Origin of the sequence: Streptomyces sp. 8N616 (genome assembly GCF_052246385.1) — a bacterium.
Taxonomy (GTDB): domain Bacteria; phylum Actinomycetota; class Actinomycetes; order Streptomycetales; family Streptomycetaceae; genus Streptomyces.
This window is the reverse complement of sequence record NZ_JBQQBY010000007.1, coordinates 198,523-220,564: the sequence shown is the minus strand read 5'-3', so window position 1 is coordinate 220,564 and position 22,042 is coordinate 198,523. Positions and strand designations below refer to the sequence as shown.

Below are 22,042 nucleotides of genomic sequence, written 5' to 3'. Positions count from 1 at the left end.
CGTGGGAGGCATGGTCTCGCCGGCGGCCGCGATCTGCGTCCTGCTCATCGACCGTGGCCGCCGCCGCTAACCCACGGCACCCGAGGCGGCCGAGCCCGCCCGTCCTCCCGTCAACGGCTTCCGTAGCGCATCTCCCGGGGACTGACCCCGAATCGCTGCCGGAACGCGGTGCTGAGGGCGCTGGCGGAGGAGAATCCCGAGGAGTACGCCAGGTCTGTGATCGTCATGTGCCGGCACTCGCCGCACCGGAGCCGTTCCCGGACCAGGCGCAGGCGCTCCTCGCGGATCAGCTCGCGGGGGGTGGTGCCGACCCGCTGGAGGGCCAGCTGGACCTGGCGCAGTGACCAGCCCAGCGCCTTCGCCATGGATGCACCGGTCAGGCCGGGATCGGCGGCGTGGTCGCGTACGTAGCGGCGGACCATCGCCTCGACCTCGGTCAGCTGGCCTGGTGCGTCCGGGCGGTCGTCACCGGTGGCGAGCATGCACAGCAGCTCGACGATGCGGTCGGAGACGGCGTTGAACTGGGTCGCGGAGAGGTTGCCGCGCTCGTCGTAGAGGCCCTGCAGCATGGAACTCACCACGCGCCCCAGACCGTTCGCCAGATCCAGCCCGGTGGCCAGCGGGGCCTTCCGGTTCAGGGGGCCGTCTATCTCGTGGGCGGGGATCGACATGATGATCCCCCGCAGGGACGTTTCGTGCAGGAGCTGGAAGGGGGCGGCCAGCGTCATCAGGCTTCCGGACCCCGGTGTCAGCCGTGCCTCCTGGTCGTCCTGGCGTATCACCAGCTCCCCGGAGAGGGGGAGTACGAACCGGTAGTCCGGATCGGGTTCCTGACGCACCAGTCGGGGGGTGCGGACGTATTCGATCTTGTCGGACCGCCAGGTGACGAGCTGGTAGGTGTCGCTGCGCTGCCGGATCGTCTCGCCGCGGAAGGTGTCCGGGCGGGCGTATCTGAAGTCCATGGGGGTCTGATAGGACCCGATGTGCTCGCTCCAGAAGTCGGTCCGCTCGCGTGGCTCAACCTCACCGGTCGTCTGTGACTCCACGATGTAGGTTCCCCCGGACACTGAACCCCCTTCAGCGTGACCCGACCACCGTTGTTGGAAAAGCTTCAACTCATATGCGGGTAACGGTAGTTATGGGTATGCAGCGTAGTGCAGGCAACCGGCCCCGGTGGACGCCCTGACGTACATGCGCATATGCCAGGACCGGGGCGGTTGACCCGAAGGGACTGATCAGCTCATCACCGCAGGCGTACGGGCAGGGCGCGGTGTCCGTTGGAGATGAAGGAATCCACAGGCCGCAACTCCTCCTGCGGCAGGGCGAGGGCGAGAGCGGGGAAGCGCTCGAAGAGCGCCGGGAGCGCGATGCGGGCCTCCATGCGGCCCAGGGGAGCGCCGAGGCAGTAGTGCACGCCGTGCCCGAAGGCCAGGTGCTCCTTGTCGGCCCGGGTGACGTCGAAGATGTCGGCGTCCTTCCCGTACCGCTCGGGATTGCGTCCGGCGGCGGCGTACGCGGCCAGGATCGCCTCGCCCCCGCGAATCACCATCCCGTCCGGCCCGCCCAGTTCGTCCAGCGCGAGGTCCTCCACGGCGTACCTCAGGGGCAGGCTGGCGACCGGTGCCTCCACCCGCAGCGTCTCCTCGATCACGTCGTCCCATGAGGCGCGGCCCGCGCGTACGTGCGCGAGCTGTTCCGGCTGGGTGAGCAGGGCGTGGATGGCGTTGTCGATGAGATTGACCGTGGTCTCATGACCGGCGCTGATCATGAGCACCAGGGTGTCGAGCAGCTCCTGCTCGCTCAGCCGGGTGTCGCCCTCGTCGTCGCGTGCCGCGATGAGGCCGGTGGTCAGGTCGTCGCCGGGCGACTGCCGCTTGGTGGCGACGAGTTCGCCGAGCACGGCGTAGAGCCGGGTGTAGGTGTCCGTGACCTCCTCCGGGTCGGCGGAGGTATGGAAGATGCTGTCCACGAGGTGCCGGAGCTCCGCGCCCTTCTCCTCGGGCAGGCCGAACAGCTCGCTGATCACCTGGATCGGCAGCGGGTAGCAGAACTCCTCCCGCAGATCCACCACCGCCCCCCGCTCTCCGGCCTCGGCGATACGGTCCAGCAGGCCTGCCGTGATCTCCTCGATGCGCGGCTGCAGCGCGGCGGTCCGGCGCGCGGTGAACGCCTTGGAGACCAGCGTCCGCAGTCGTTTGTGCTCGCCGCCGTACGCGGTGAACATGTTCTGGACCGCGACCCAGGTGAACAGCGGCCACTCCGGGGAGATCTCCCCGTTGATCCAGGCGGGCCAGTGCCGGCGCGGGTCCTTGGACACGCGTGGATCCGTGAGCAGCTGCTTCAGCAGCTCGGGACTGCTGACCGCCCACGCCTCCACCCCGCCGGGGAGTTCGACACGTGCGACCGGTCCCCTCTCACGTATACGGGCGGCTTCACCGTGGATGTCGCGGCCGGTCGCGTCTATCGCTATGGGGCGATGGTCTCCCACCGGAGCCTCCCTGCTCTCGAACTCCAATACGGCACGTCACGCTACGCCGTCGTACGGCTCCGGAACGAGACCGCACGGGCACACACTGCGTGTGGGGACAACTTCCCTACGCGTACACGTAAGTTGCGGGCTCGGGTCCGCCCTAGGGTCTCGGCATCCGATGGGAGAGCCGGTGAACACCATGACAGTCAGCAACGCGCCGGGGTGGGTGGATCCGCACGGCCTGGATGTGCGGACCCTGCCCGCCGGACGGTGGTGGGACGCTGTACGGGTGCCGATCGGCACGGGGGTCCGCGCTCTGACGTACCTCGGAGACGAGACGGGACCCGTGATCAAGGATGACTACGGCGGCATCCTCTACTGGCTCATTCGCCCGGGGAGCGCGGATCACTGGCAGCTGCAGCAGGTCCAGGTGCTCGGCTCGGGGTGGCATGTGGCGGTTCCGCCGCAGCACCGTACGTACGGGCCGGGGCTCCACTGGCGCGTGCCGCCGTCCCGCGAGGGGCACCGGACGAGGCCGGAGCTGCTGCACTGCGCGCTCAGTGCAGCGCTGGCCGACACCTCCGAGCGGCGCCCCCTGGCCCGCGTCTGCTGCCGCTGCGAGCGCACCACGGAGGCGCCGGTCCTGGTACGCGTCGTCGCCTCCCGCTCCGGGACGGCCAGAGCGGTGTACGCCTGCCCGGACTGCGTCCACCACTGTCCAGCAGGACCGGGCCAGCTGGAGTGGCGGACCACCACCCGATGAACTCCCTCCCCGGCCCGGCACATTGCCCTGAGCCCGGGCTGGGGCGGGGCTTCGCCTCATCGCCGCATGCGTCGCCGTCGCAGGGTGGCGGCTGTGCCCGCCGCGGCGATGAACGCTGCAGCGCCGCCCGCGAACAGCGGCAGTGGTGCGCTGTCGTCACTGTCGCCGGTGCCGCCCGCGGGCGCCAGTCGGCCGCCCTCGGCGCGCTGGGTCGGCGGGCTGGTCGCCGTGTCGCTCGCGTCGTCCTCGGTGGGTGCGGTGGCGGCCGGGCTGTCCGCGGAAGCGGGGCCTCCGGTATCCGCCCGGGATCCGCCCGTGCCGGAGTCGTCGTCCGTGGAGGCGTTGCCCGAGCTGCCCTTGGCGCGAGGGAAGACGACATCGGAGCAGGAGTAATACGTGTCCGGAGTGCTCGAGTTCCGCCAGATCGTGTAGAGGAGATGGCGGCCGGTCCTGTCGGACGGCAGCTTGGCCTTGATGCGGTAGGCGTCGTCGACCAATTGGGGGTCGGTGGCCGTCGCGAAAGGCTCGGCCTCCAGATCGGACCACTTCAGGGGCTGCGTCGGGTCGTAGCCGTTCTTGGTGAGGTACAGCTCGAAGGTTCCGGTGTGGGGGATGGTCGACCGGTACGTCAGCGCGAGGTTCGCCCCGGCGGAAAGGCGTGTCGAGGGCCAGTCGGCGCGCGCCAGGTCGAGACCCTTGTACGCGTCGAGCCCCGCGCTGCACAGCTTGCCGTCGGGGATCATCTGCCGGTCCTTGCCCCGGACATCGGCGACTCGCAGATTGTCCCAGGCGGCAGAGGCCCCGCCGGTGGCGGCAGCTGCCTTGCACGCGGCCGACTGTGTTTTCCGCCCGCCGAGGGGGGAGCAGGCCACCACCCGGCTGACGGGATCCGTCGGCGCCCCGTGCGCGTGCGCCGGGCTGCCGGCCAACACCGTGAGCAGGATTGGGGCCGCCCCGACGAGAGCGGCCACCGTGGCGGTGCGATGCGCGGTCATCCGATGCAGCCCTCCTCGGCGGGTCGCGGCGGGATGGCCCGCCGCCCTGTGCAGTACGTGGAACCGAGGTGGCATGTTCAACGAGCCTCCTGTGCGGCGCCCTCCGTGGCCGTGCCGCTCAGGTCGTGCCGCCGCTCAGGCTGTCCCGCGCCGGCGGCCCCGTTGCTCGTCGTCATCGGGATCCGACGGAAGACCCGCGGCCTTGCGGTACTCATCGATGATCTGCTCGACGGCGGCCTGCATCGCCGCAGGCAGTCCGGCAGAGCGGCGCAGGATCCGCCGCGCCCTGTGGTCACGGATCGCGGCCAGGTCGGTGAGCTCGGCCTGGACTCGGACGGCGACCTCGTCGTTGCGGAAGAAGTCCAGGGGCACGCCGAAGAAGCCGGCCAGCCGTGCCGCAGTCTCCAGTGAGGGTCTGTTACGGCCTGTGCGCAGGTAGCCGATTGCGGTCGTGCTCAGGCCGGTGGCCCGCGCGACTTCGCCGTTGGTGTACGGGCGGCCTTGTGCGGCGGGGTACATGTGCGCGAAGAGATGCTCCAGGCGATCTGCGAAATGCTCGGATGCAAGATCGCCTGCGGCCGCGCCGATGTCGCCCATGCAGTAGCCCCCCGACCGTTATGCGCTTGTGGATCGCAGTCCGTGCCAGTATGCCAGCCGCAGTGATCCACGCCATCTCTCGCAACAAGAGTTGATGCCGGAGCACTGTCAATTCGGCGGGCTCGGCAATCGTAAAGCGACTGAATCGCACCGCCATCAACAGCAGTTGACACATTCACGTCCTTCAAGGAATGATCAGGCCCTGCTGTGACTGCCGGCTCCGGCCTGGCCGTTGGGGGGTCGCCGGAGCGGGACGGAACGGGGGTCCGCCCCGCCCCGGTGGGCAGGAGCCGAGGACGCTTTCCCCGCACGCACGCCGCATACCGCGCGCCGCACGCTCGGCCGGCGGCTTCCGCCCATGGGCGTCTCCGAGCTGCGAACTCTTCCGCAATACGGCCGTAATCAGTCGTGCCGGCGCCCGCGGTGAGGAGTAGCCAGGAAGGGTGAGGACGACTTCGACGCTGAAGCTGGTTCTGGACGGGCGCGCGGCGTGCCGACAGGGCCCCGAGGGCGTGTCGGCCCGGCAACGGCGGCGCCTGTCCACGATGGTGGCCTTCGCCCGTGCGCACTCCCCTTATTACCGGGAGCTCTACGGGAGCGTGCCCGAGGTCCCCGAGGACCTGACCGCGCTGCCGGTGACGGACAAACCGAAGCTCATGGCACGGTTCAACGACTGGGTCACCGACCCCGATGTCACCCTCGGGGGCGTACGAGCCTTCATCGAGGATCCCGGTCGGATCGGCGATCGCTTTCTGGGCAAGTACCTGGTGTCCACCACCTCGGGCACGACCGGGCACCGCGGCATCTTTCTGCTCGACGACCGGGCGGCAGCGGTGGTCACCGCGCTGTCGCTGCGCGCCGCGTCACGGGCGCTGACCCCTGCCCGGATGGCGAGGCTGCTCCTCAGCGGCCGGCGGTCGGCCCATGTCATCGCCACGGGTGGTCACCTGGCCGCGTACGCGGTCACCATCCGCCGGCACAAGGCCCGCCGCCTGCAGGCCAGAGGCAGCCGCGTGTTCTCCGTACACAGCCCCCTCCCCGAACTGGTCGACCAACTCAACCAGTTCCGCCCGGCCTCGCTGCACGGCTACGCCACCATGGTCGCGCTGCTCGCCGGGGAGCGGCTGGCCGGCAGGCTGCGGATCGACCCCGACGTGGTGTCGCTGGTGGCCGAGGGCATCAGCGACGGCGATCACCAGCGCATCCGCTCCGCCTTCGACGCCCATGTGCTCAACACCTACGCGTGCAACGAGAGCCTCGCTCTGGGCTACGGCTGCCCGCAGGGATGGCTGCACATCCACAGCGACTGGCTGATCCTGGAACCGGTCGATGCCGACTACCGCCCCACCCCACCCGGACAGCAGTCCCACACCGTGCTGCTGACCAGCCTGTGCCGATGGGCGCAACCGATCCTCCGCTACGACCTGGGCGACAGCGTGCTGCAGCGCCCGGACCGCTGCCCGTGCGGGGACCCCCTGCCCGCTTTCAAGGTGCGGGGCCGAGCGGCGGACCTGCTGTCCTTCCCGCGCCCGGGCGGGGAGCCGGTGAGCATCGTGCCGATGGCGTTCGAAACCGTGCTGGAACGCACCCCGGGCATGGACCTGTTCCAGATCGAGCAGACCTCGCCGACGACCTTGCGGGTGCGCATCCGGCCGACCGCGGGAGTGGATCCGGACCGCGTGTGGAGCACCGCGTATGGCGAGATCACCGGCTTGCTCACCGCCCACAGCGTAGGGCACGTCACCGTCGAGCGCGCCACAGAACCGCCTCGGCAGACTGCCGGCGGCAAGTTCCGCGTCGTCATTCCGTGGCGCCACGACCCGTGAGGCCAGGTCACGAGCGGACTTGCTCACCCGCAGACATCGATACGCGCCGGCCCCCGACAGTATGAGGCCCCGGCCATCCCGTGGAACCCGGCGCCGCCCTTTCGCCGCATCCCGGCCCGGAAGTGCGCGCGGGCCTCGCGCGCGCTCGTGGCCCTGGTGCGGGTTCCCTGGGTACGCGTCACCGGGTTACCGGTCCCCTGAGTGCGGGTCACAGCAGCTCCCGGCCGCGCGTCTCGGGCAGTCCGAACAGCGCCAGCACGGCGAGACCGTAGCCGACCGCGCCGAAGACCAGGGCGCCGCCCACCCCCCAGCTGTCGGCGAGGAAGCCGACGAGCGTGGGGAAGAAGGCGCCCGCGGCCCGCCCGGTGTTGTAGGTGAAGCCCTGCCCGGTGCCGCGCACCGCGGTGGGGTAGAGCTCGCTCAGGAACGAGCCGAAGCCGCTGAAGATGGCCGACATGCAGAAGCCGAGCGGGAAGCCGAGGACGAGCAGCAGCCCATTCGCCCCGTCGGGGATGTTGGTGTACGCGAGAATGCAGGTGGCGGAGAGGAAGGCGAAGAGCGTGATGTTCCGTTTCCGGCCCAGCTTGTCGGTGAGATAGCCGCCGGTCAGATAACCGATGAAGGCGCCGGAGATGAGGAACGTCAGATAGCCGCCGGTGCCGATGACGGTGAGCCCGCGCTCCGACTTGAGGTAGGTCGGCACCCACGTGGCCAGGGTGTAGTAGCCGCCCTGGACGCCGGTGGACAGCAGTACGGCGAAGAGCGTGGTGCGCAGCAACTCCGGCTTGAAGATTCCGGCGAAGGAGCCGACGGCGTTCTTGTCGGCGCTCTCCAGGCGCTGCTCGGTGGCCCCGGGCGCGTCGCTGACATGGCGTCGTACGTAGATGACGAGCAGGGCGGGCAGCGCGCCGGTCCAGAACATCACGCGCCAGGCGGTGTCCTCGTCGACGTACTGGAAGACCAGCGTGTAGACGATGACGGCGAGCGCCCAGCCCACGGCCCATGAGCTCTGGATGGCGCCGAGGGTGCGGCCGCGGTGCTTGGCGGAGGCGTACTCGGCCACCAGGATCGCGCCGACCGCCCATTCGCCGCCGAAGCCCAGGCCCTGCAGGGCGCGGAAGGCCAGCAGCGTCTCGTAGTTGGGCGCGAAGCCGCACAGCACGGTGAAAACGGCGTAGGTGATCACCGTGATCATCAGGGCCTTCACCCGGCCGATGCGGTCGGCGAGGACGCCGGCGACGGCGCCGCCGATCGCCGAGACGACCAGGGTGACGGTGGTGAGCAGACCGGTCTGGCCGCTGTCGAGCCCGAAGTAGGCCGCTATCGCGACCATGCTCAGCGGCAGCGTGAAGAAGTCGTACGAGTCGAGGGCATAGCCGCCGAATGCGCCGCCGAAGGCGCGGCGGCCGCGGGGGCCGAGGGCGCGCAGCCAGGCGAACGGGCCGCGGTCCTCGGGGAGCCGGCCCTGCGGAATCCGGGTGTCGGCCGGGGTGGACGGGGGCGGGGGTTTCGTACTCATCTGCACCTCGCAGAAGGGGAGTTGGGTGCGCTGAGAGACGTACGCGCCGGAGAGTGGACCGGCCGGCACTCGCCCCAAGCTAGAGGATCGTTGAACGATCCTTCAAGAGGCGTGTTGTTTCGTTCATGCTTCTGCGATTGACTTTGAGACCATCGAGCTTGGGCATGGGGTGCGGAGCGAGACGGGGAGAAGAGATCGCTGTGGGGACGACGGAGGCCGAGCTGAGCGCGCTGGCGGACGACCGTGCGCTGCTGGGCCGTACCAGTACGGCCGAGCGGGTCGCGGACATCCTGCGCAGCCGGATCGCGGAGGGGTTCTTCCCGCCCGGGACGCGGCTGTCCGAGGACAGCATCGGAGGGGCGCTGGGGGTGTCGCGCAACACCCTGCGCGAGGCGTTCCGGCTGCTCACGCACGAACGGCTGCTGATTCATCAGCTCAACCGCGGGGTCTTCGTGCGGGTGCTCGCCGTAGGGGACGTCGCCGACATCTACCAGGTGCGGCGGCTGGTCGAATGCGCCGTCGTACGGGGCCTGGGGGAGCCGCCGTTCACGCTCGGCGGGCTCGAGGCCGCGGTCGCCGCCGGCGAGCGCTCCGCGCGCGAACGGGCCTGGAAGGGCGTGTCGACGGCCAACATCCACTTCCACCGCGAGCTCGTCGCCCTCGGCGGGAGCCCGCGCACCGACGAGCTGATGCGCAGCGTGCTGGCCGAACTGCGCCTCGCCTTCCATGTGGTGGACGATCCGCGACGGCTGCATGAGCCCTATCTTCCGCGGAACCGGGAGATCCTCGCCGCGCTGCAGGCCGGGGACAGCGCTGGCGCCGAGGCGCTGCTCACGAGCTATCTCGACGACTCGTACCAGGAGCTCGTCGAGGTCTACGCGCGGCGGATCGCCGCGCAGAAGCGGTAGTTCGGCTAACAGCCGCCGCAGGCCGTTGGTGGATTTACAGGCACGGCAGGCTCGACGCGCCCGAGGAGTTCTCGTCCGCCAACTCCCTGCGCCCTGACGCTCGGCCAGGGGGTCCACGGCTGTCCCGGATCAGGCTGGCCCGTGAGCAACTGCGCCTCATTCTGGAGCTGTTGACCGGTCGGCTGCCCGGTCTCCGGCTGTCCGCGGACCGCCCGGTCGAGATGTGCCCGACGCCTGTCCACCGCTCACCCCGGAGCCTGCACCTCAGCTGGTAGCGGGCACCGTCGCAGCCCGGCGGGGCCGGGCCGGTGCGCTAACCGAGTTCGAGACTGGTCACGCCGTAGGTGCGATCCGCCCGCGTCGGGGGGACCGGTCCTGTATACATGCGCACGGTGTGGGACTGGGGTGTCAGCCCGCGGGCCGTGGCGAGGGTTCGGGCGGCTTGCTGGGGCTCGGGGACGTCGAGGACCACCTCGTCATCCGGACCGAGGTGAGCGGTGAGAGCGTCGAAGAGCGTTTCGGCGCCCTGGGGGGTGTCGGCGAACAGGGGCCCGATGCGCCAGCCGTCGCGGGCGGGCCGGATCACCCCGTAGCCGGCGAGGTGCCCGTCGTGCAGATGGACGTAGGCGGTGCGGCCGGGGGCGGTCAGCCAGCGGGTGAGAAAGCCGCGCCGGTCCGCGGGGAAGCACTGCCGGTCGTACGCGGCGATCGCGTCGAGGTGGGCCGAGGTGACGGGCACGACTGCGCCTGCCGGATTTCCGGACCGCTCCGGGCGTCCTGCGTAGCGGACGGTTTCGTGTGCGGGGCTGAACCCGGCGCGCTGGTACGTGGATTGCTGCGCGGGTACGGCGTCCAGGCCGATGGTCCGGGTTCCGGCGTGCGGGAACGCGGTGCGCCAGGTGGCCAGGCCCAGCCCCTGCCGGCGGTGGTCCGGGTGGACCAGGTAGTAGCCCAGGAACGCGTACTCGTGGGAGTGGTTGACGATCGAGATCGCCGAGACCGGCTGAGTGCCGAGGCGACCGATGAAAAACCCGGTGGGGTCGGTGGGGTGGAAGCAGGCCACATCGCCGCTGCCGGGATTCCACCCCTCCTCGGCGGCCCACTCCGCCACCTGGTGCCAGTCGTCCAGCGAGGCGCCGGTGACGGTGAGTCCGCTGGTGCCGGCGGGACGGGGGGTCGGGTTCTCGGTGGTGGAGCGCGGAAGCGGAGCTTCGCCGAGGGGGGCCATACGTTCTGTTCTTCCCTTCCCTTGGGTGTGGGTGCGGCAGCCGCCGCGGGGCGGCTGCGGGTGGTTGCGGTGGTGGGTAGGTGGTCGGGTGGTCAGGTTGGTCAGGTGGGTCAGATCAGGTCCATGGCGGCGACTTCGTCGGGGCTGCCGTAGCTCACCGGCCCCTGGAAGCGCCGGCGGGCCGTGGCGAACCACCACACCGTGGCGATGAACAGGACCACGGCCAGCGCGACGGGCGCGTAGTTGAACGAGGTGACGGTAACCGGGGATGCCTGGGGCAGCATGAACAGCACATTACTGAGCACGATCCAGGCCACCGCGATCGCCGCGACGAGTTTGCCGTAACGCCCCAGGTTCCACGGGCCGGGCTGGAAGTCGTCCAGGCGCAGCCGCAGGAAGATGGGTACGCCGTACGCGAGGAAGAGCCCGACGACGTTGACGCTCACGACGGCGGTGAAGGCGGTGTGGGACCACCAGCCGGGCAGCACGAGCACCAGGGGGCAGGCCGCGGCGAGCCAGACGGCCTTGACCGGGGTGCGGGTGCGCAGGGACACCGAATGCCACAGGCGGGAGCCGGGCATCGCCCCGTCGCGGGAGAAGGCGAAGATCTGGCGGGTATTGCTGGTCATGTTGGCCAGGCCGCAGAACAGCATGGCGCCGATCACGATCAGCAGAAGCAGCTTGGCGGCGCCCAGGCCGAGTGCGTCGATGAGAATCTGCACCGGCGGCGCCGACGCGCTCGCTGTCTTGTCGTAGTCGTGGATCGCGAATACCAGGGCCAGCATGAGGATCAGCCCGGTGAGTGCGGAGTAGGCGATCGCACGCATGATGCCCCTGGGGGCGTTGACGGTTGCTTTCACGGTCTCTTCTGACATGTGGAAGCTGCCGTCGAAGCCGGTGAAGGTCCAACTGGTGACGAGCAGGCCCAGCATGGCGCCGTACACGCCGTTGGTGAAACCGGTGTTGTTGACGAAATGGGTGGCGAACGAAGCCGGTTGATGGTGCGTGGGCACCACGACGAGCGCGGTCACGATCACCACCATGCCGATCAGCAGCCACCACACCGAAATCCGGTTGAGTATGGCGACCAGATGCACCGTGTAGGTGTTGGCCAGTGCCTGGAGCAGCAGAATCACCGCCGTGATGGCGACCGTCTTCTGTGCTGTCACCTCGTACGTGGACCACTGCAGCCCGATGAACGCCTGGATAAAGGTGGCGGCCGCGAAGCCTGTGGCGGCCGTCCCGCCCACCTGGCCCACGAAGTTCAGCCACCCCGTGTACCAGGACCAGGCGCCGCGATGCCGCTTGGCGAGCTTGCCCGCGGAGAAGTAGAGCGCGCCGCTGGTCGGGTAGGCAGAGGCGATCTCGGCCATCGAGGCACCGACGAACAACACCATGACGGACACGCCGATCCAGCCGAAGATGAGAATCCGTGGCCCGCCGGCACCCATGCCGAATCCGAAGGAGGAGAAGATCCCGGAGATGATGTTGATGATCGTGAAGGAAATGGCGAAATTGTCGAACGCGCGAAATCTCCGAGTGAGTTTCCGCGGATAACCCATGGCATGCAGTGTCGCGTCGTCATCGAGCGTGACGGACGTTGCATGACGACCGCTTTTCGGGCGAGTGAGAGACGAACGCTCCGTCACAGCCGCGACCTTTCTCGGAAGGGGTTGATGGAAAACGGGATGGATCAGGCGGCACCGGGTATCGGGAGTCCACACAAACGTCTGGCTCTGGTCAGCTGCTCTTCGGGATCACCGAACACGCTCCAGGGCATCCGAGACGCGTACGGACCCATGGCCGTGAAGGCTTCCCGCGCCTCGAATTCGCATTTCGCCATGAACAGTGCGTGCGCCAGATATGACAGGTCCAGCACGGGAGTGAACCGATAACCGGCCACGTGGGGAAGCCAGTTGTGGGAGATTCCCAGGGCCGCACCCCTCCATTGGGGCTGCTCCCAGATGCGGTCCGCCAGCAGAGCGGAGGGGTCGTAGTCCTCCACCAGCGCCACCAGCGGCAGCAGTCGCAGAGCCGAGAAGACGGGTGCCCGCTGGCTCAGGAACGTGGCGACATCCCATCTGGCACTCGCCGAACCGCCGTGGCGGGTGAAGAAGAAGGCCAGGAACCGGTGGTGTGCCTCGCGGTTCCAGGGATCGAGCCGGAGGATATGGGCGAACAGGCGCCAGGGGCCGGGAGGGGCGGTCAGCAGCCCCTCCGGGGCGGGGTCGGAAGGCCGGTCGAGGCGGGCCAGAGCCAGCTGCGCCACCCGGGGGGTGGGGTCCTCGGGCAGCATCTGAGCCGCTCGTTCACACGCCACGTGGGCAATGCGCACCAGGGTGCCCTCGCGTGGATCACGGGCGTCGGCCATGCGTAAGGCCCGGAGCATCGCCACGCGCGCCCACAGCAGAGCGGACTCCGCGCTGGGCTCCTCGGCCAACCAGCGCTCCGCCAGATCCGAGTCGGCCGCCTCGGATGCCAGGACCAGCGACCGGTGGGCCCGCACCTCGAAATCCCCGCGGGTCTCCTTCAGTGCCTCGTGTGCGCTCAGGTACCGACCCGCCCTCACGTCGATGCATGCCCGCGCCAACCGGCGATCGTCGGCCGCCGGATGCCACACGTACTGCCCCTCGAACGAGCCAGCAGTCACGATCCCCTCCCGATCCGGCGGGCGGCATCGCCCACAGATCCCTTCACGCCGAATTCAGCCGGACCCCTTCCAGAGATCCACCGGCAGCGGGCCATACCCTACTCATCGTGAAGTCGTAGCGAAACTAGTCGCGCTGAATAACTAGTTCCATATTCACCTTTCGCCTCTGGCCTGCTCAATCCATCGCCCTTCCGTCTCCCCGGACTTCAAGGCGCAAGCGCACTGTGCCGCATTCACGGGGCATATGCGCCACGATGGTTGAAGGATCGATTCGCCACTGCCGCTCGAATTGGTTGAAAGTTCTTGCTTTTTCGGCGAGACGGGCGGGGGAGTCGCATTCCCTGATGGATGGACGGGTGCAAACCGGCCTCTCCGTGTCGCGGCGGGTTCCGGACGTGTCTGGGGCCTGTCCGGCGCGAGGTCCGCCGCCGCGTCATGGTCCACCCCCAAGAATTGACCATGTGTTCGAATGCTTTGCCGGGCGTGAGCCGAGATCCACGGATAGCGTGGCAAGCCGACAACCCTTGAGCAGGAGCAGAGCAGGAGGCAGTCAAGCCATGGCCGAGAAACCCGAAGGCGCGCCCTGTTGGGCCGACGCCATGTTCCCCGACGTGGGGGCCGCGAAGAGCTTCTACGGTGAACTGCTGGGCTGGACCTTCGGCGAACCCGCGGAAGAGTACGGCAACTACACGCAGGCGTACTCGGACGGCAAGAACGTCGCCGCCGTCTCTCCCCAGATGCCCGGCTGGGAAGGACCGCCGGCCTGGAGCATCTACTTCGCGTCGCGGGACATCGACGCCACCGCCGCCAAGATCCGCGACAACGGCGGCGACCCCATGATGGAGCCGATGGCCGTCGGCGAGTTCGGCAAGATGCTGATCGCCAAGGACCCGAGCGGCGTCGTCTTCGGCGTCTGGCAGGCGGGCACCCACAAGGGCTTCGAGAAGGAGAACGAGCCCGGTTCGTTCTGCTGGGCCGAAATCACCACGCGCGACGCCCAGAAGGCGGACGCGTTCTTCCCGGCCGTCTTCGGTTACGGGGTGAAGACGCTGGAGGACGAGGCGGTCGACTTCAAGCTCTACAACCTCGGAGACGACACGGTGGTCGGCCGGATGAAGATGACCGGCGACTTCCCCGCCGACGTCCCGCCGTACGTCAACGTCTACTTCGCCGTCGGCAACTGCGACGACGCGATCGCCACCGTCACCAAGCACGGCGGGGAGGTGCACTTCGGGCCGCACGACAGCCCGTTCGGCCGGTTCGCGGCCGTCTCCGACCCGCAGGGGGCCACCTTCTCCGTGATCGACCTCGAGACGACGGAGGGGGAGATGCCCAAGGTCACCTGACCCCAGGCAGGTCCCTCTTCTCCCGGCTCCGGCCCCGGCTGCTCGCCGGCGCGGGGCCGGAGCCTGTTGGCGAGCGGGGCGGGAGATCCTCAGGGGTTCTCCCGTGGGTTCTCCAGCCGAGCCGCCAGTTCCCCGGGGAAGGCGTCCCTGTTCGCCCGGGTAAGAGGGACGAGTTCGATGTCGGCGCGCTGCTTGAGGGCGTCGGTGAACGGGTCGCGGTGCGCGTGGACGGTGGCGACGATGTCGGCGTCGGCCTCGAACAGGGAACGGACCGCGGCCTGGAACGCGGTGCAGGCCAGTTCCATCCGCCCCAGCTCGTCGATGAGCACGAGCCGCCCCGGGCCCCTCGGCGCCGACGTGAGCGACGGCAGCGCCAGTCGTTCCATGACGCCCAGGTCGACGCCGTACCGCCCGACCCGCGGTGGCCCGGGGAAGTCGACGTGCGCCAGCACGGCTCGCTCGCCCGCCAGTGTCTCCAGCGCGAAACCGACCCGCGTGCCGCCGTGCCGGATCTCCTCCGTGGTGAAGCCGACGACCCCGCGGGTGCGCAGCAGCGCGGCCAGCCGGCGTACGGCGGTCGTCTTGCCCACGCCGGGGCGCCCCTCGAGCAGGATCCTCGTCGGCATCGGCTTCCCGGTGATCGAGCTGCGGCTGTCCTTCCGCCAGGCGTTCTGCCAGTGCGTTTCTGCCGGTTCCTCCACCAGGGTCCCACCGACCGGCTCATGCCGCAGCGGCAGCCGACGGGGGCGGTCCGCGGCGAACCCGGACAGCCCGCGTGGCGCGAGGCGCGACTACCCAGACTGGCGGAGACCCGCAGCATCGACGACCAGGCGGCCTGGCTCGACAACGCCGCGCTCGCCTACATGGTGAGTCTGTGCCGGGCGACTCCGGGGCAGCACGCTACGGCCATCGGCGCCGGTGAGGGAACAGCGCCTGGCTCGCCTCCCGGGCGACTTCGAGCACCATCGACGCCGGCCGTCCGGCGTTCATCGCCCGTGTGTCGCCGCAGAGCGAGAGCGCGGCGGTGGCCGGGCCGCGGCCGCGCAGCGGGGCCGCGACGCAGGAGATGCCGGTCATGGACTCCTCGTTGTCCATGGCGACACCGTGCCGCAGCCGGACCTGCTCCAGCTCGCCCAGCAGGTCCGCGATGCTGCGGATCGTGCGCGGCGTACGGACCGGCAGCCGTGTCCTGCACGGGCGGTACAGGGCATCGACGTGGCTCGGGTCGAGCGAGGCGAGGATGGCCTTGCCCACCGCCGTGGTGTGCGCGGGGAGCCGCCCACCGAGCCGGGTGGGCAGATGGGCGGCGGCCCGCCCGCCCACCTTGTCGAGGTAGACCACCTCGCGCCCGTCCAGCACCGCGAGATGGCTGACGAACCCTGTCCTCTGGCACAGCTCGTACAGCAGCGGGTTGACGACGTCCCGGATCTCGCTGTGGTCGGCCGCGAGCCCGCCCAGCTCCAGCGGGCGTATGCCGAGGCGGTAGCCGCCGGCGGAGTGCGCAAGCCAGCGCAGCCGGATCATCTGGTCGAGGATGCGGTGAACGGTGGAGCGCGGCAGGCCGGTGCGCTCGGCCAGTTCCAGCAGGGACAGCGTGGGCGTGGCGGGATCGAAGGCGTCGAGGATGAGCGTCATCCGCTCGATCATGGAGCTCGGTGGCGAGGGCCGTGGCCGTGCCGGTGCGATGGCGGACGTCGCCGACGGGCGGCCGTCCTGCCCGGGAGAAGAGATCCCCACGTACGTGTCGACGATCATCGGGACCGTCATCTTCCACCTCCACCTAGCGATACGAAGCCGAGCAGTGCCTGTCGGTATGTCAGGCTTCCGCTGAGAGTGGAAGAGCCAGGACGTAATCCCCGTCGGACTCCGTGCCAAGAGTGTGTCCCGGTGAGTGGGAGCGGGGCGATCGCTCACCGGGATCGGGTGACCTCAGGGCTTCCTTCTGACGATGCGTCAGTTGAGAGTTGTACGTACCCCCCAGGTCGCATCACCGTCTGCAGACGCCGTCGATCCCCGGTGGAGCACGTACATGCCCAAGAAACCGCCCCGCCCCTTGTCATCGCGTGCCCGCGCGTTCGCTGGGCTGGGCACGGTCGTCCTGCTGGTGTGCGTGCCCGGAGGCGCTGCGGCGGCCACGTCGGCCGGAACAGCCGAAACAGCCGAAGCAGCTGAATCCGCCGAGTCAGCCGAGTCGTCCGAGTCGGGTGAGGCGGACTGCCCGGTGGTGGCGAGCGCGCAGGGTCTGCAGGTGATGGTGAGCGCGAGCGACAACACGGTGCTGCAGGCGCCCTCGGGAGCAGCGATCCCCGCCGCCCAGGCCTGCGTCAACTCCGGTGTCGAGGAGTCGTCCGGGTTCGCCGGCAGTCCGTACCCCGGCGAGACGATCGTCTCCGCGCCCGCCCTGCTCGGCAGCCAGACCGGCCAGAAGTTCCCCGAGTACCCGGCGTACGTGGCCTCCCGCTACCCGTCCGACGAGAAGTCCGAGGCCGGGCAGCAGGGTCACACCCTCAGCTCGCACAGTACGAAGACCTCCACGCGGGCCCAGGCCCGGACGCGGCTGGGTCAGGACGCCGCGTCGGGGTCGACCTCCGCGCTCGCCCAGGCCGAGGCCGACTCGGACAAGCGGGTGGGAAAGGCCTCGGCCACCGCGGACACCCAGCCGATCACCATCAACCGCGTGCTGCGGCTCGGCCAGGTGCGCAGCGCAGCGACGGCCACGGTCGGCGCGGACGGCAGGCTCGTACGCGACGCGCAGTTGACCATCGGCCGCACCGAAGTCGCAGGGCAGGTCGTGGAGATCACCCGCAAAGGGATACGGGCCGGAGGCCAGGCGGTGCCCCTGCCCGGCGCCGCCGATCCGGCCGAGGCGCTTGCCGCCGCGGGAGTGCGGGTGCGCCACCTCAGCGAGGAGCGCACACAACACGGCGTGATGTCGGCCGGCTTCGAAGTCCTCGCCCGGCAGAAGGACCCCCAGTCGGGGGCGGTCTACACGCTGCACTACGTCTTCGGCCGCGCGTTCGCCGCCGCCGACCGGGTCGAATCACCGCCAGGCGGCGTGGACGTACCCGTGCCACCCGCGGCGGAACCCCCACCCGCGAGCGGCGGCGAAGAAGCTCCCGCCGACTCCGCACCCGCACCGGAGGAAGAGCCCCCGGCGGCGGAACCGGAAGCACCCCCGGAACAAGCCGGCGACTCCGCACCCGCACCCACGGCCGAGGCGCCCACCCGGCTGGCCGGAAGCCCCGCCGGCATGGGTGTGACCGGCGTCTTTCTCGTGCTCGCGTTCGGCGCCGTGGCCACGTTCGCCTTCGGAAACCTGCTGCGCCTGTTGGGAGTGAAGACTCGATGGACATCATGACCCGGGTACGCAGCCAGTGGGACCGGCTGACCGCGGCGGGGACCGGCGTCGCCGGGGCCGTCGTGCTGATCGTCGGCTGGCACGGGGTGAGCGGGACGCCGTACCCGGCCGAACAGCTGCCCTACCTCGCCAGCGCCGGCCTCGGCGGGCTCTTCCTGCTCGGCATCTCGACCGCGCTGTGGCTGTCGGCCGACCTGCGCGACGAGTGGCGCAAACTCGACCGCATCGAGCAGGCGCTCAGGGCAGCCGAGGCCGTCCGTGCGTACGAGCCGGACCGGGCCGCCGTGACTCCCGCGGCCCCCGCGGCCCCCGCGGCCCCCGCGGCCCCCGCGGCTCCCGCACCCGCCGAGCGCGACCGCACCGGCCTCGTGGCCGCGCCCGCGGCCGAGGACGGGCGATGAGCGGCGCAGGGCGGCGCCCTGAACCGTGGCGGGACGGCGACGTCCTGACGGTCTGCGCGACCACCTTGATCGGGCTCGCCGTGATCGTGGCCGCCTGGTTCGGCGCAAGTGGAACGGTGTCGGCGCCGCGGCAGGCGGCCTGGCTGAACGTCGGGGTCGCGGGGTTCGCGGTCTCAGCCGGCGGCCTGTGCCTGTGGCTGCTGCGGCTGCGCCGGGCGGTCGGCGAGCGCCGTGTCGCGCTGATCTCCCTTGCACCGCAGGAGGATTCGGAGGAGGCGTCGCGTACGGCCGCGTCGCCGCGGCCCGCCCGGCCCGCGGACACGACGGTCCCGCTGCCGCTGGTGCGGGCGGCCGGGATGGCCCGGTTGCACCATCCGGACTGCCCGCTGGTGGCAGGCAAGGACGTGACGCCGGCCGGGCTCGACGACGGCGAGCCGTGCGGGGTGTGTGCCGCGTGAACGATCTGCTGTCCTTCGTCGTCATCGGCATCACCACCGGCTCGGTGTACGGGCTCGCGGCGATGGGCCTGGTGCTGACGTACAAGACCTCCGGCATCTTCAACTTCGCGCACGGGGCCATCGCCGCGGTGGCCGCCTTCGCCTACTACGACCTGCGCGTCGTCCGCGGGCTGCCCTGGCCGCTCGCGCTGGCCATCGCCGTGGTCGTGGTGCCGCCGGTCATCGCGCCGGCCATGGAACGCGTGACCCGGAGCCTGGCGGGCGGCACCCCGACCACGAAGATCGTGGCCACGGTCGGCCTGCAGCTGGCCATCACCATGGGCCTGGTCGCGCACTACGGCGGCTCGGGCCTGGACTTCCCCGCCTTCCTGCCCACCGACACCGTCGAGCTGATCGGCATCAACGTGGGCGTCGACCAGCTGATCTCCGCGGCCGTCGCCGCCGCGGGCGCGCTCGGGTTCTTCCTGTTCTTCCGGATCTCGCCGATGGGCGTGAAGATGCGGGCCGTCGTGGACGACCCGGCGCTGCTGGCGCTGTCCGGCACCAGCGCGTACGCGGTACGGAGCTGGGCGTGGCTGATCGGCTGCTGGTTCGCCGCGGTCTCCGGCATCCTGCTGGCCCCTCAGATCGGGCTCGACGCGCTGCTGCTGACGCTCCTGGTGGTGCAGGCGTACGGGGCCGCGGCGGTGGGGCTCTTCTCCAGCCTTCCGCTGACCTACGCGGGCGGGCTGCTGATCGGCGTGCTGGCCGCGCTCGCCACCAAGATGGTGTCCCACTCGGAGGTGCTCTCGGGGCTGCCGCCCGCGCTGCCGTTCCTGGTCCTGTTCGCCGTCCTGCTGCTGGCGGGCCGCGGCAAGCTCCTGGAGGTCGGCGAGCACCGGTCGGCGCCGCCGGCGCCGCCGCTGATGAGTCGCACTGCGGCGCGCGGGGTGGCGGCCGTCGCCATCGTCCTGGCCGCGGCGGTCCCGTTCGTGGCGGGCACCAAGCTGCCGGTGTACTCCACGGCGCTGGTGTTCGTGCTCATCTTCGCCTCGCTGCACCTGCTCGTACGGACCTCCGGCCAGGTGTCGCTGGCCCACGCCGCCCTGGTCGCGGTGGGCGCCTCGACCTTCTCGCACCTGGCGGTCGGGTCAGGGCTGCCGTGGCCGCTCGCGGTGCTGCTGGCGGGCGCTGTCGCGGTGCCGGTCGGAGCGCTGGTGGCCATTCCCGCGATCCGGCTCTCCGGGCTGTATCTGGCGCTGGCCACCTTCGGGTTGGGGCTGCTGCTCGAAAAGGTCGTCTACGGCTCGGCGTGGATGTTCGGGGCGACCGGCACGCTGCCCGCGACACGGCCCGGTCCGTTCGCGGGGGACACCGCGTTCTACTACGTGCTGCTCGCCGCCGCCGTCGCCGGGTCGCTGCTGATCGCAGGTCTTGGCCGCAGCAGGCTGGGGCGGCTGCTGCGTGCCATGGCCGACTCGCCGACCACGCTGTCCACCCTCGGCCTCGGCGTGAACGTCACCAGGGTCACCGTCTTCGCCATCTCGGCGTTCATCGCCGGGGTCGCCGGAGCGCTCTACGCCTCCCAGGGACAGTCGGCGACCAGCGTGCCGTTCACCTCGTACGCATCGCTGACCTGGCTGGCCATCCTGGTGCTCTGCACCGGCCTGCGCTCTGCCGCGCCGGTCGCCGCCGCAGTGGGTCTCGTGGTCGTTCCGGCGTACGTCACCGACGAGACGGTCGTCGCGTGGCAGCCCGTGCTCTTCGGACTCGGTGCGCTCGCCGTCGCCATCCGCGAGGCCGGGGCGGCCGGGCGGCGCAGCGGAGCTCCTGGCGTCGCGGACCCGGCGGCGTCGCGGGCCGGCGAACGCCTCGGCTCGGAGGGGCCCGCCGCCCAGCGGCTCCGGCTCGCCGCCGCCAGGAGCGCGCGACGGGCCGAGCCGGGACCGGCGCGCGTCCGGCTCGGTGCGGGGCTGGCGAGGGGAGCTTCGCGATGAGCGACGGCGAGGAAACCACCGTGATCAGTCACGGCGCCCCGGGCCTGCGGGCCCAGGGGCTGACGATCCGGTTCGGCGGGAACACCGCGGTGGACGCCGCGGCCTTTGAGGCGCCGCTCGGCCGGATCACCGGGCTGATCGGCCCCAACGGGGCAGGAAAGACCACCACGTTCAACGCCTGCTCCGGACTGCTGCGCCCCTCGGAGGGCCGGATCGACCTCTGCGGGAAGGACATCACGGGCCGTCCGCCCTCGGCACGCGCGCAGCTGGGCCTCGGCAGGACCTTCCAGCGGATGGACCTGTTCGACTCGCTGACCGTGGAACAGAACATCGCCATCGGACGGGAAGCGCGCCTGGCCCGCAGCCACCCCCTCAGGCAGCTGCTGTGCCCGCCGGCCGAGCGGAAGGCCGTACGCCGGGCCACCGAGGAGGTGCTCGACCTGTGCGGTCTCGGGGCGCTGCGCCACGAGGTGGCGGGCTCGCTGTCGACCGGGCAGCGCCGCCTGGTCGACCTGGGCCGGGTGCTGGCCGGAGGGTTCTCGATGCTGCTGCTCGACGAGCCGTCGTCAGGTCTGGACACCGCGGAGACCGAGCGGTTCGGGGCGATCGTGACCCAGGTGGTGGCCGAACGAGGCTGCGGAGTGCTGCTGGTCGAGCACGACATGGCGCTCGTCATGTCCGTCTGCGACTACCTCTACGTTCTCGACTTCGGCCAGATGATCTTCCAGGGGACGCCGGCCGAGGTGCGCGCCAGCGAGACCGTACGCGCCGCCTACCTGGGATCGGAGGCGGCCTGATGCTGGAGTTGCTGGACATCAGCGCCGGATACGGGGACACACGCGTCCTGCGCGACGTGTCGCTGTGGGTGCCGCCGCGATCGGTGGTGGCGCTGCTGGGCACCAACGGCGCCGGCAAGACCACGACACTTCGGGTCGCCTCCGGGCTCCTCGCGCCCAGCTCGGGACGGCTCCGCCTGGACGGCCACGACCTGACGGGCAAGCCCCCGCACATCCTCGCCCGCCACGGCGTCTGCCACGTGCCCGAGGGGCGCGGGGTGTTCCCGAATCTGACGGTGCGGGACAACATCCTGATCCAGGCGGCCGGCGGCGATCCCGACGAGGCGATCGAGAAGGCGGTCTCGGCGTTTCCGGCGCTCGGCGAGAAACTCCGCCTGCCCGCCGGTTCGATGAGCGGCGGTCAGCAGCAGATGCTGGCCGTGGCGCGCGCCTACGTCACCAGCCCCGCCTACGTCCTGCTCGACGAGGTGTCGATGGGCCTGGCGCCGGTGGTCGTGGACGAGATCTTCGAGTTTCTCGGCAAGCTGGCCGGCTCCGGCTGCGCGCTGTTGCTCGTCGAGCAGTACGTCACCCGGGCGCTCGAACTGGCCGACTACGTCTACCTCATGAACAGGGGGCGAATCGACTTCGCCGGAGAACCGGGGGAGTTGGACAGCGCGCGGCTCATGGAGCAGTACCTGGGCGCGCAGACCTGACGGCCCTACCCCCAAGACCGACCCACGCACCCGCAACACCGGCACCGCACCGTGG

The 22,042-nt window shown here is 70.4% G+C and carries 20 protein-coding genes; 10 read left to right on the top strand and 10 right to left on the bottom strand.

Translation table 11 applies throughout. The annotated features are described in order from the left end of the window. Positions 1-110: 110 nt before the first annotated feature. Positions 111-1,067, bottom strand: a complete 957-nt coding sequence (locus tag ACTWQC_RS09060; protein WP_443315048.1) for an AraC-like ligand-binding domain-containing protein — start codon at positions 1,065-1,067, stop codon at positions 111-113. 176 nt (positions 1,068-1,243) lie between these two features. After that, positions 1,244-2,488 (bottom strand): cytochrome P450 family protein, encoded by a 1,245-nt coding sequence (locus ACTWQC_RS09055; protein ID WP_443315047.1) that lies wholly within the window; start codon positions 2,486-2,488, stop codon positions 1,244-1,246. 172 nt (positions 2,489-2,660) lie between these two features. On the opposite strand from ACTWQC_RS09055, the gene ACTWQC_RS09050 reads away from it, so the two are divergent. Beyond that, positions 2,661-3,233: a hypothetical protein gene (locus tag ACTWQC_RS09050; RefSeq protein WP_443315046.1), complete on the top strand. Its 573-nt coding sequence runs from the start codon at positions 2,661-2,663 to the stop codon at positions 3,231-3,233. A gap of 56 nt (positions 3,234-3,289) precedes the next feature. On the opposite strand, the gene ACTWQC_RS09045 is transcribed toward ACTWQC_RS09050, so the two are convergent. Next, on the bottom strand, positions 3,290-4,228 hold the full coding sequence (locus tag ACTWQC_RS09045; RefSeq protein WP_443315045.1) for a lytic polysaccharide monooxygenase auxiliary activity family 9 protein: 939 nt from the start codon (positions 4,226-4,228) through the stop codon (positions 3,290-3,292). Between the two features lie 135 nt (positions 4,229-4,363). Beyond that, entirely contained in the window at positions 4,364-4,825 is a 462-nt protein-coding gene (locus ACTWQC_RS09040) for a helix-turn-helix transcriptional regulator (protein ID WP_443315044.1), read from the bottom strand. 443 nt (positions 4,826-5,268) lie between these two features. Between ACTWQC_RS09040 and ACTWQC_RS09035 the strand changes: the two genes are divergently transcribed. Then, positions 5,269-6,651: a phenylacetate--CoA ligase family protein gene (locus ACTWQC_RS09035; protein WP_443315043.1), complete on the top strand. Its 1,383-nt coding sequence runs from the start codon at positions 5,269-5,271 to the stop codon at positions 6,649-6,651. Positions 6,652-6,859: 208 nt separating this feature from the next. Here the strand turns inward: ACTWQC_RS09035 and ACTWQC_RS09030 are convergent, their stop codons facing one another. After that, complete coding sequence (locus tag ACTWQC_RS09030; RefSeq protein WP_443315103.1) at positions 6,860-8,170, bottom strand: MFS transporter; 1,311 nt, start codon at positions 8,168-8,170, stop codon at positions 6,860-6,862. Positions 8,171-8,370: 200 nt separating this feature from the next. On the opposite strand from ACTWQC_RS09030, the gene ACTWQC_RS09025 reads away from it, so the two are divergent. Next, a complete protein-coding gene (locus ACTWQC_RS09025) occupies positions 8,371-9,078 on the top strand; it encodes a GntR family transcriptional regulator (protein ID WP_443315042.1) in 708 nt (235 codons plus the stop codon). Positions 9,079-9,391: 313 nt separating this feature from the next. Here ACTWQC_RS09025 and ACTWQC_RS09020 read toward each other — a convergent pair whose 3' ends face one another. The 3 genes from ACTWQC_RS09020 to ACTWQC_RS09010 all read right to left on the bottom strand — a co-directional run bounded on the left by ACTWQC_RS09020 (position 9,392) and on the right by ACTWQC_RS09010 (position 12,956). After that, positions 9,392-10,306, bottom strand: coding sequence for a GNAT family N-acetyltransferase (locus tag ACTWQC_RS09020; RefSeq protein WP_443315041.1), 915 nt, complete (start codon positions 10,304-10,306; stop codon positions 9,392-9,394). A 110-nt stretch (positions 10,307-10,416) separates the two neighbouring features. Beyond that, positions 10,417-11,868 (bottom strand): amino acid permease, encoded by a 1,452-nt coding sequence (locus ACTWQC_RS09015; RefSeq protein WP_443315040.1) that lies wholly within the window; start codon positions 11,866-11,868, stop codon positions 10,417-10,419. Positions 11,869-11,999: 131 nt separating this feature from the next. Next, a complete protein-coding gene (locus ACTWQC_RS09010; protein WP_443315039.1) occupies positions 12,000-12,956 on the bottom strand; it encodes a hypothetical protein in 957 nt (318 codons plus the stop codon). Between the two features lie 557 nt (positions 12,957-13,513). Here ACTWQC_RS09010 and ACTWQC_RS09005 point away from each other — a divergent pair. Beyond that, the gene (locus ACTWQC_RS09005; RefSeq protein ID WP_443315038.1) at positions 13,514-14,302 is read left to right on the top strand and encodes a VOC family protein; all 789 of its coding nucleotides are present in this window, start codon (positions 13,514-13,516) and stop codon (positions 14,300-14,302) included. A gap of 89 nt (positions 14,303-14,391) precedes the next feature. Here the strand turns inward: ACTWQC_RS09005 and ACTWQC_RS09000 are convergent, their stop codons facing one another. Both ACTWQC_RS09000 and ACTWQC_RS08995 read right to left on the bottom strand, forming a co-directional pair. Further along, positions 14,392-15,003, bottom strand: coding sequence for a nucleoside-triphosphatase (locus ACTWQC_RS09000; RefSeq protein WP_443315037.1), 612 nt, complete (start codon positions 15,001-15,003; stop codon positions 14,392-14,394). A 199-nt stretch (positions 15,004-15,202) separates the two neighbouring features. Beyond that, positions 15,203-16,069, bottom strand: coding sequence for an IclR family transcriptional regulator (locus ACTWQC_RS08995; RefSeq protein WP_443315036.1), 867 nt, complete (start codon positions 16,067-16,069; stop codon positions 15,203-15,205). 262 nt (positions 16,070-16,331) lie between these two features. Here ACTWQC_RS08995 and ACTWQC_RS08990 point away from each other — a divergent pair, with 262 nt between their 5' ends. Genes ACTWQC_RS08990 through ACTWQC_RS08965 form a run of 6 tightly spaced genes read left to right on the top strand, consistent with a single transcriptional unit; the run spans position 16,332 to position 21,987 of the window. Then, positions 16,332-17,660: a hypothetical protein gene (locus ACTWQC_RS08990; protein WP_443315035.1), complete on the top strand. Its 1,329-nt coding sequence runs from the start codon at positions 16,332-16,334 to the stop codon at positions 17,658-17,660. Beyond that, positions 17,648-18,061: a hypothetical protein gene (locus ACTWQC_RS08985; RefSeq protein ID WP_443315034.1), complete on the top strand. Its 414-nt coding sequence runs from the start codon at positions 17,648-17,650 to the stop codon at positions 18,059-18,061. The genes ACTWQC_RS08990 and ACTWQC_RS08985 overlap by 13 nt, the downstream gene beginning before the upstream one ends. Next, positions 18,058-18,519 carry a hypothetical protein gene (locus ACTWQC_RS08980; RefSeq protein WP_443315033.1) on the top strand — a complete coding sequence of 154 codons (462 nt, stop codon included), beginning with the start codon at positions 18,058-18,060 and terminating at the stop codon, positions 18,517-18,519. The genes ACTWQC_RS08985 and ACTWQC_RS08980 overlap by 4 nt, the downstream gene beginning before the upstream one ends. Then, positions 18,516-20,495, top strand: coding sequence for a branched-chain amino acid ABC transporter permease (locus ACTWQC_RS08975; RefSeq protein WP_443315032.1), 1,980 nt, complete (start codon positions 18,516-18,518; stop codon positions 20,493-20,495). The genes ACTWQC_RS08980 and ACTWQC_RS08975 overlap by 4 nt, the downstream gene beginning before the upstream one ends. Beyond that, the gene (locus ACTWQC_RS08970; RefSeq protein WP_443315031.1) at positions 20,492-21,292 is read left to right on the top strand and encodes an ABC transporter ATP-binding protein; all 801 of its coding nucleotides are present in this window, start codon (positions 20,492-20,494) and stop codon (positions 21,290-21,292) included. The genes ACTWQC_RS08975 and ACTWQC_RS08970 overlap by 4 nt, the downstream gene beginning before the upstream one ends. Then, positions 21,292-21,987 carry an ABC transporter ATP-binding protein gene (locus ACTWQC_RS08965; protein ID WP_443315030.1) on the top strand — a complete coding sequence of 232 codons (696 nt, stop codon included), beginning with the start codon at positions 21,292-21,294 and terminating at the stop codon, positions 21,985-21,987. Before ACTWQC_RS08970 ends, ACTWQC_RS08965 begins: the two co-directional genes overlap by 1 nt. The last annotated feature ends 55 nt before the right edge of the window (positions 21,988-22,042 follow it).

What these genes read in the sequence shown, in the direction of transcription:
- ACTWQC_RS09045 (WP_443315045.1), bottom strand. Translation starts at nt 4,228, where the DNA reads ATGACCGCGCATCGCACCGCCACGGTGGCCGCTCTCGTCGGGGCGGCC.
- ACTWQC_RS09040 (WP_443315044.1), bottom strand. Translation starts at nt 4,825, where the DNA reads ATGGGCGACATCGGCGCGGCCGCAGGCGATCTTGCATCCGAGCATTTC.
- ACTWQC_RS09030 (WP_443315103.1), bottom strand. Translation starts at nt 8,170, where the DNA reads ATGAGTACGAAACCCCCGCCCCCGTCCACCCCGGCCGACACCCGGATT.
- ACTWQC_RS09020 (WP_443315041.1), bottom strand. Translation starts at nt 10,306, where the DNA reads ATGGCCCCCCTCGGCGAAGCTCCGCTTCCGCGCTCCACCACCGAGAAC.
- ACTWQC_RS09015 (WP_443315040.1), bottom strand. Translation starts at nt 11,868, where the DNA reads ATGGGTTATCCGCGGAAACTCACTCGGAGATTTCGCGCGTTCGACAAT.
- ACTWQC_RS09005 (WP_443315038.1), top strand. Translation starts at nt 13,514, where the DNA reads ATGGCCGAGAAACCCGAAGGCGCGCCCTGTTGGGCCGACGCCATGTTC.
- ACTWQC_RS08995 (WP_443315036.1), bottom strand. Translation starts at nt 16,069, where the DNA reads ATGACGGTCCCGATGATCGTCGACACGTACGTGGGGATCTCTTCTCCC.
- ACTWQC_RS08990 (WP_443315035.1), top strand. Translation starts at nt 16,332, where the DNA reads ATGCCCAAGAAACCGCCCCGCCCCTTGTCATCGCGTGCCCGCGCGTTC.
- ACTWQC_RS08985 (WP_443315034.1), top strand. Translation starts at nt 17,648, where the DNA reads ATGGACATCATGACCCGGGTACGCAGCCAGTGGGACCGGCTGACCGCG.
- ACTWQC_RS08980 (WP_443315033.1), top strand. Translation starts at nt 18,058, where the DNA reads ATGAGCGGCGCAGGGCGGCGCCCTGAACCGTGGCGGGACGGCGACGTC.
- ACTWQC_RS08970 (WP_443315031.1), top strand. Translation starts at nt 20,492, where the DNA reads ATGAGCGACGGCGAGGAAACCACCGTGATCAGTCACGGCGCCCCGGGC.
- ACTWQC_RS08965 (WP_443315030.1), top strand. Translation starts at nt 21,292, where the DNA reads ATGCTGGAGTTGCTGGACATCAGCGCCGGATACGGGGACACACGCGTC.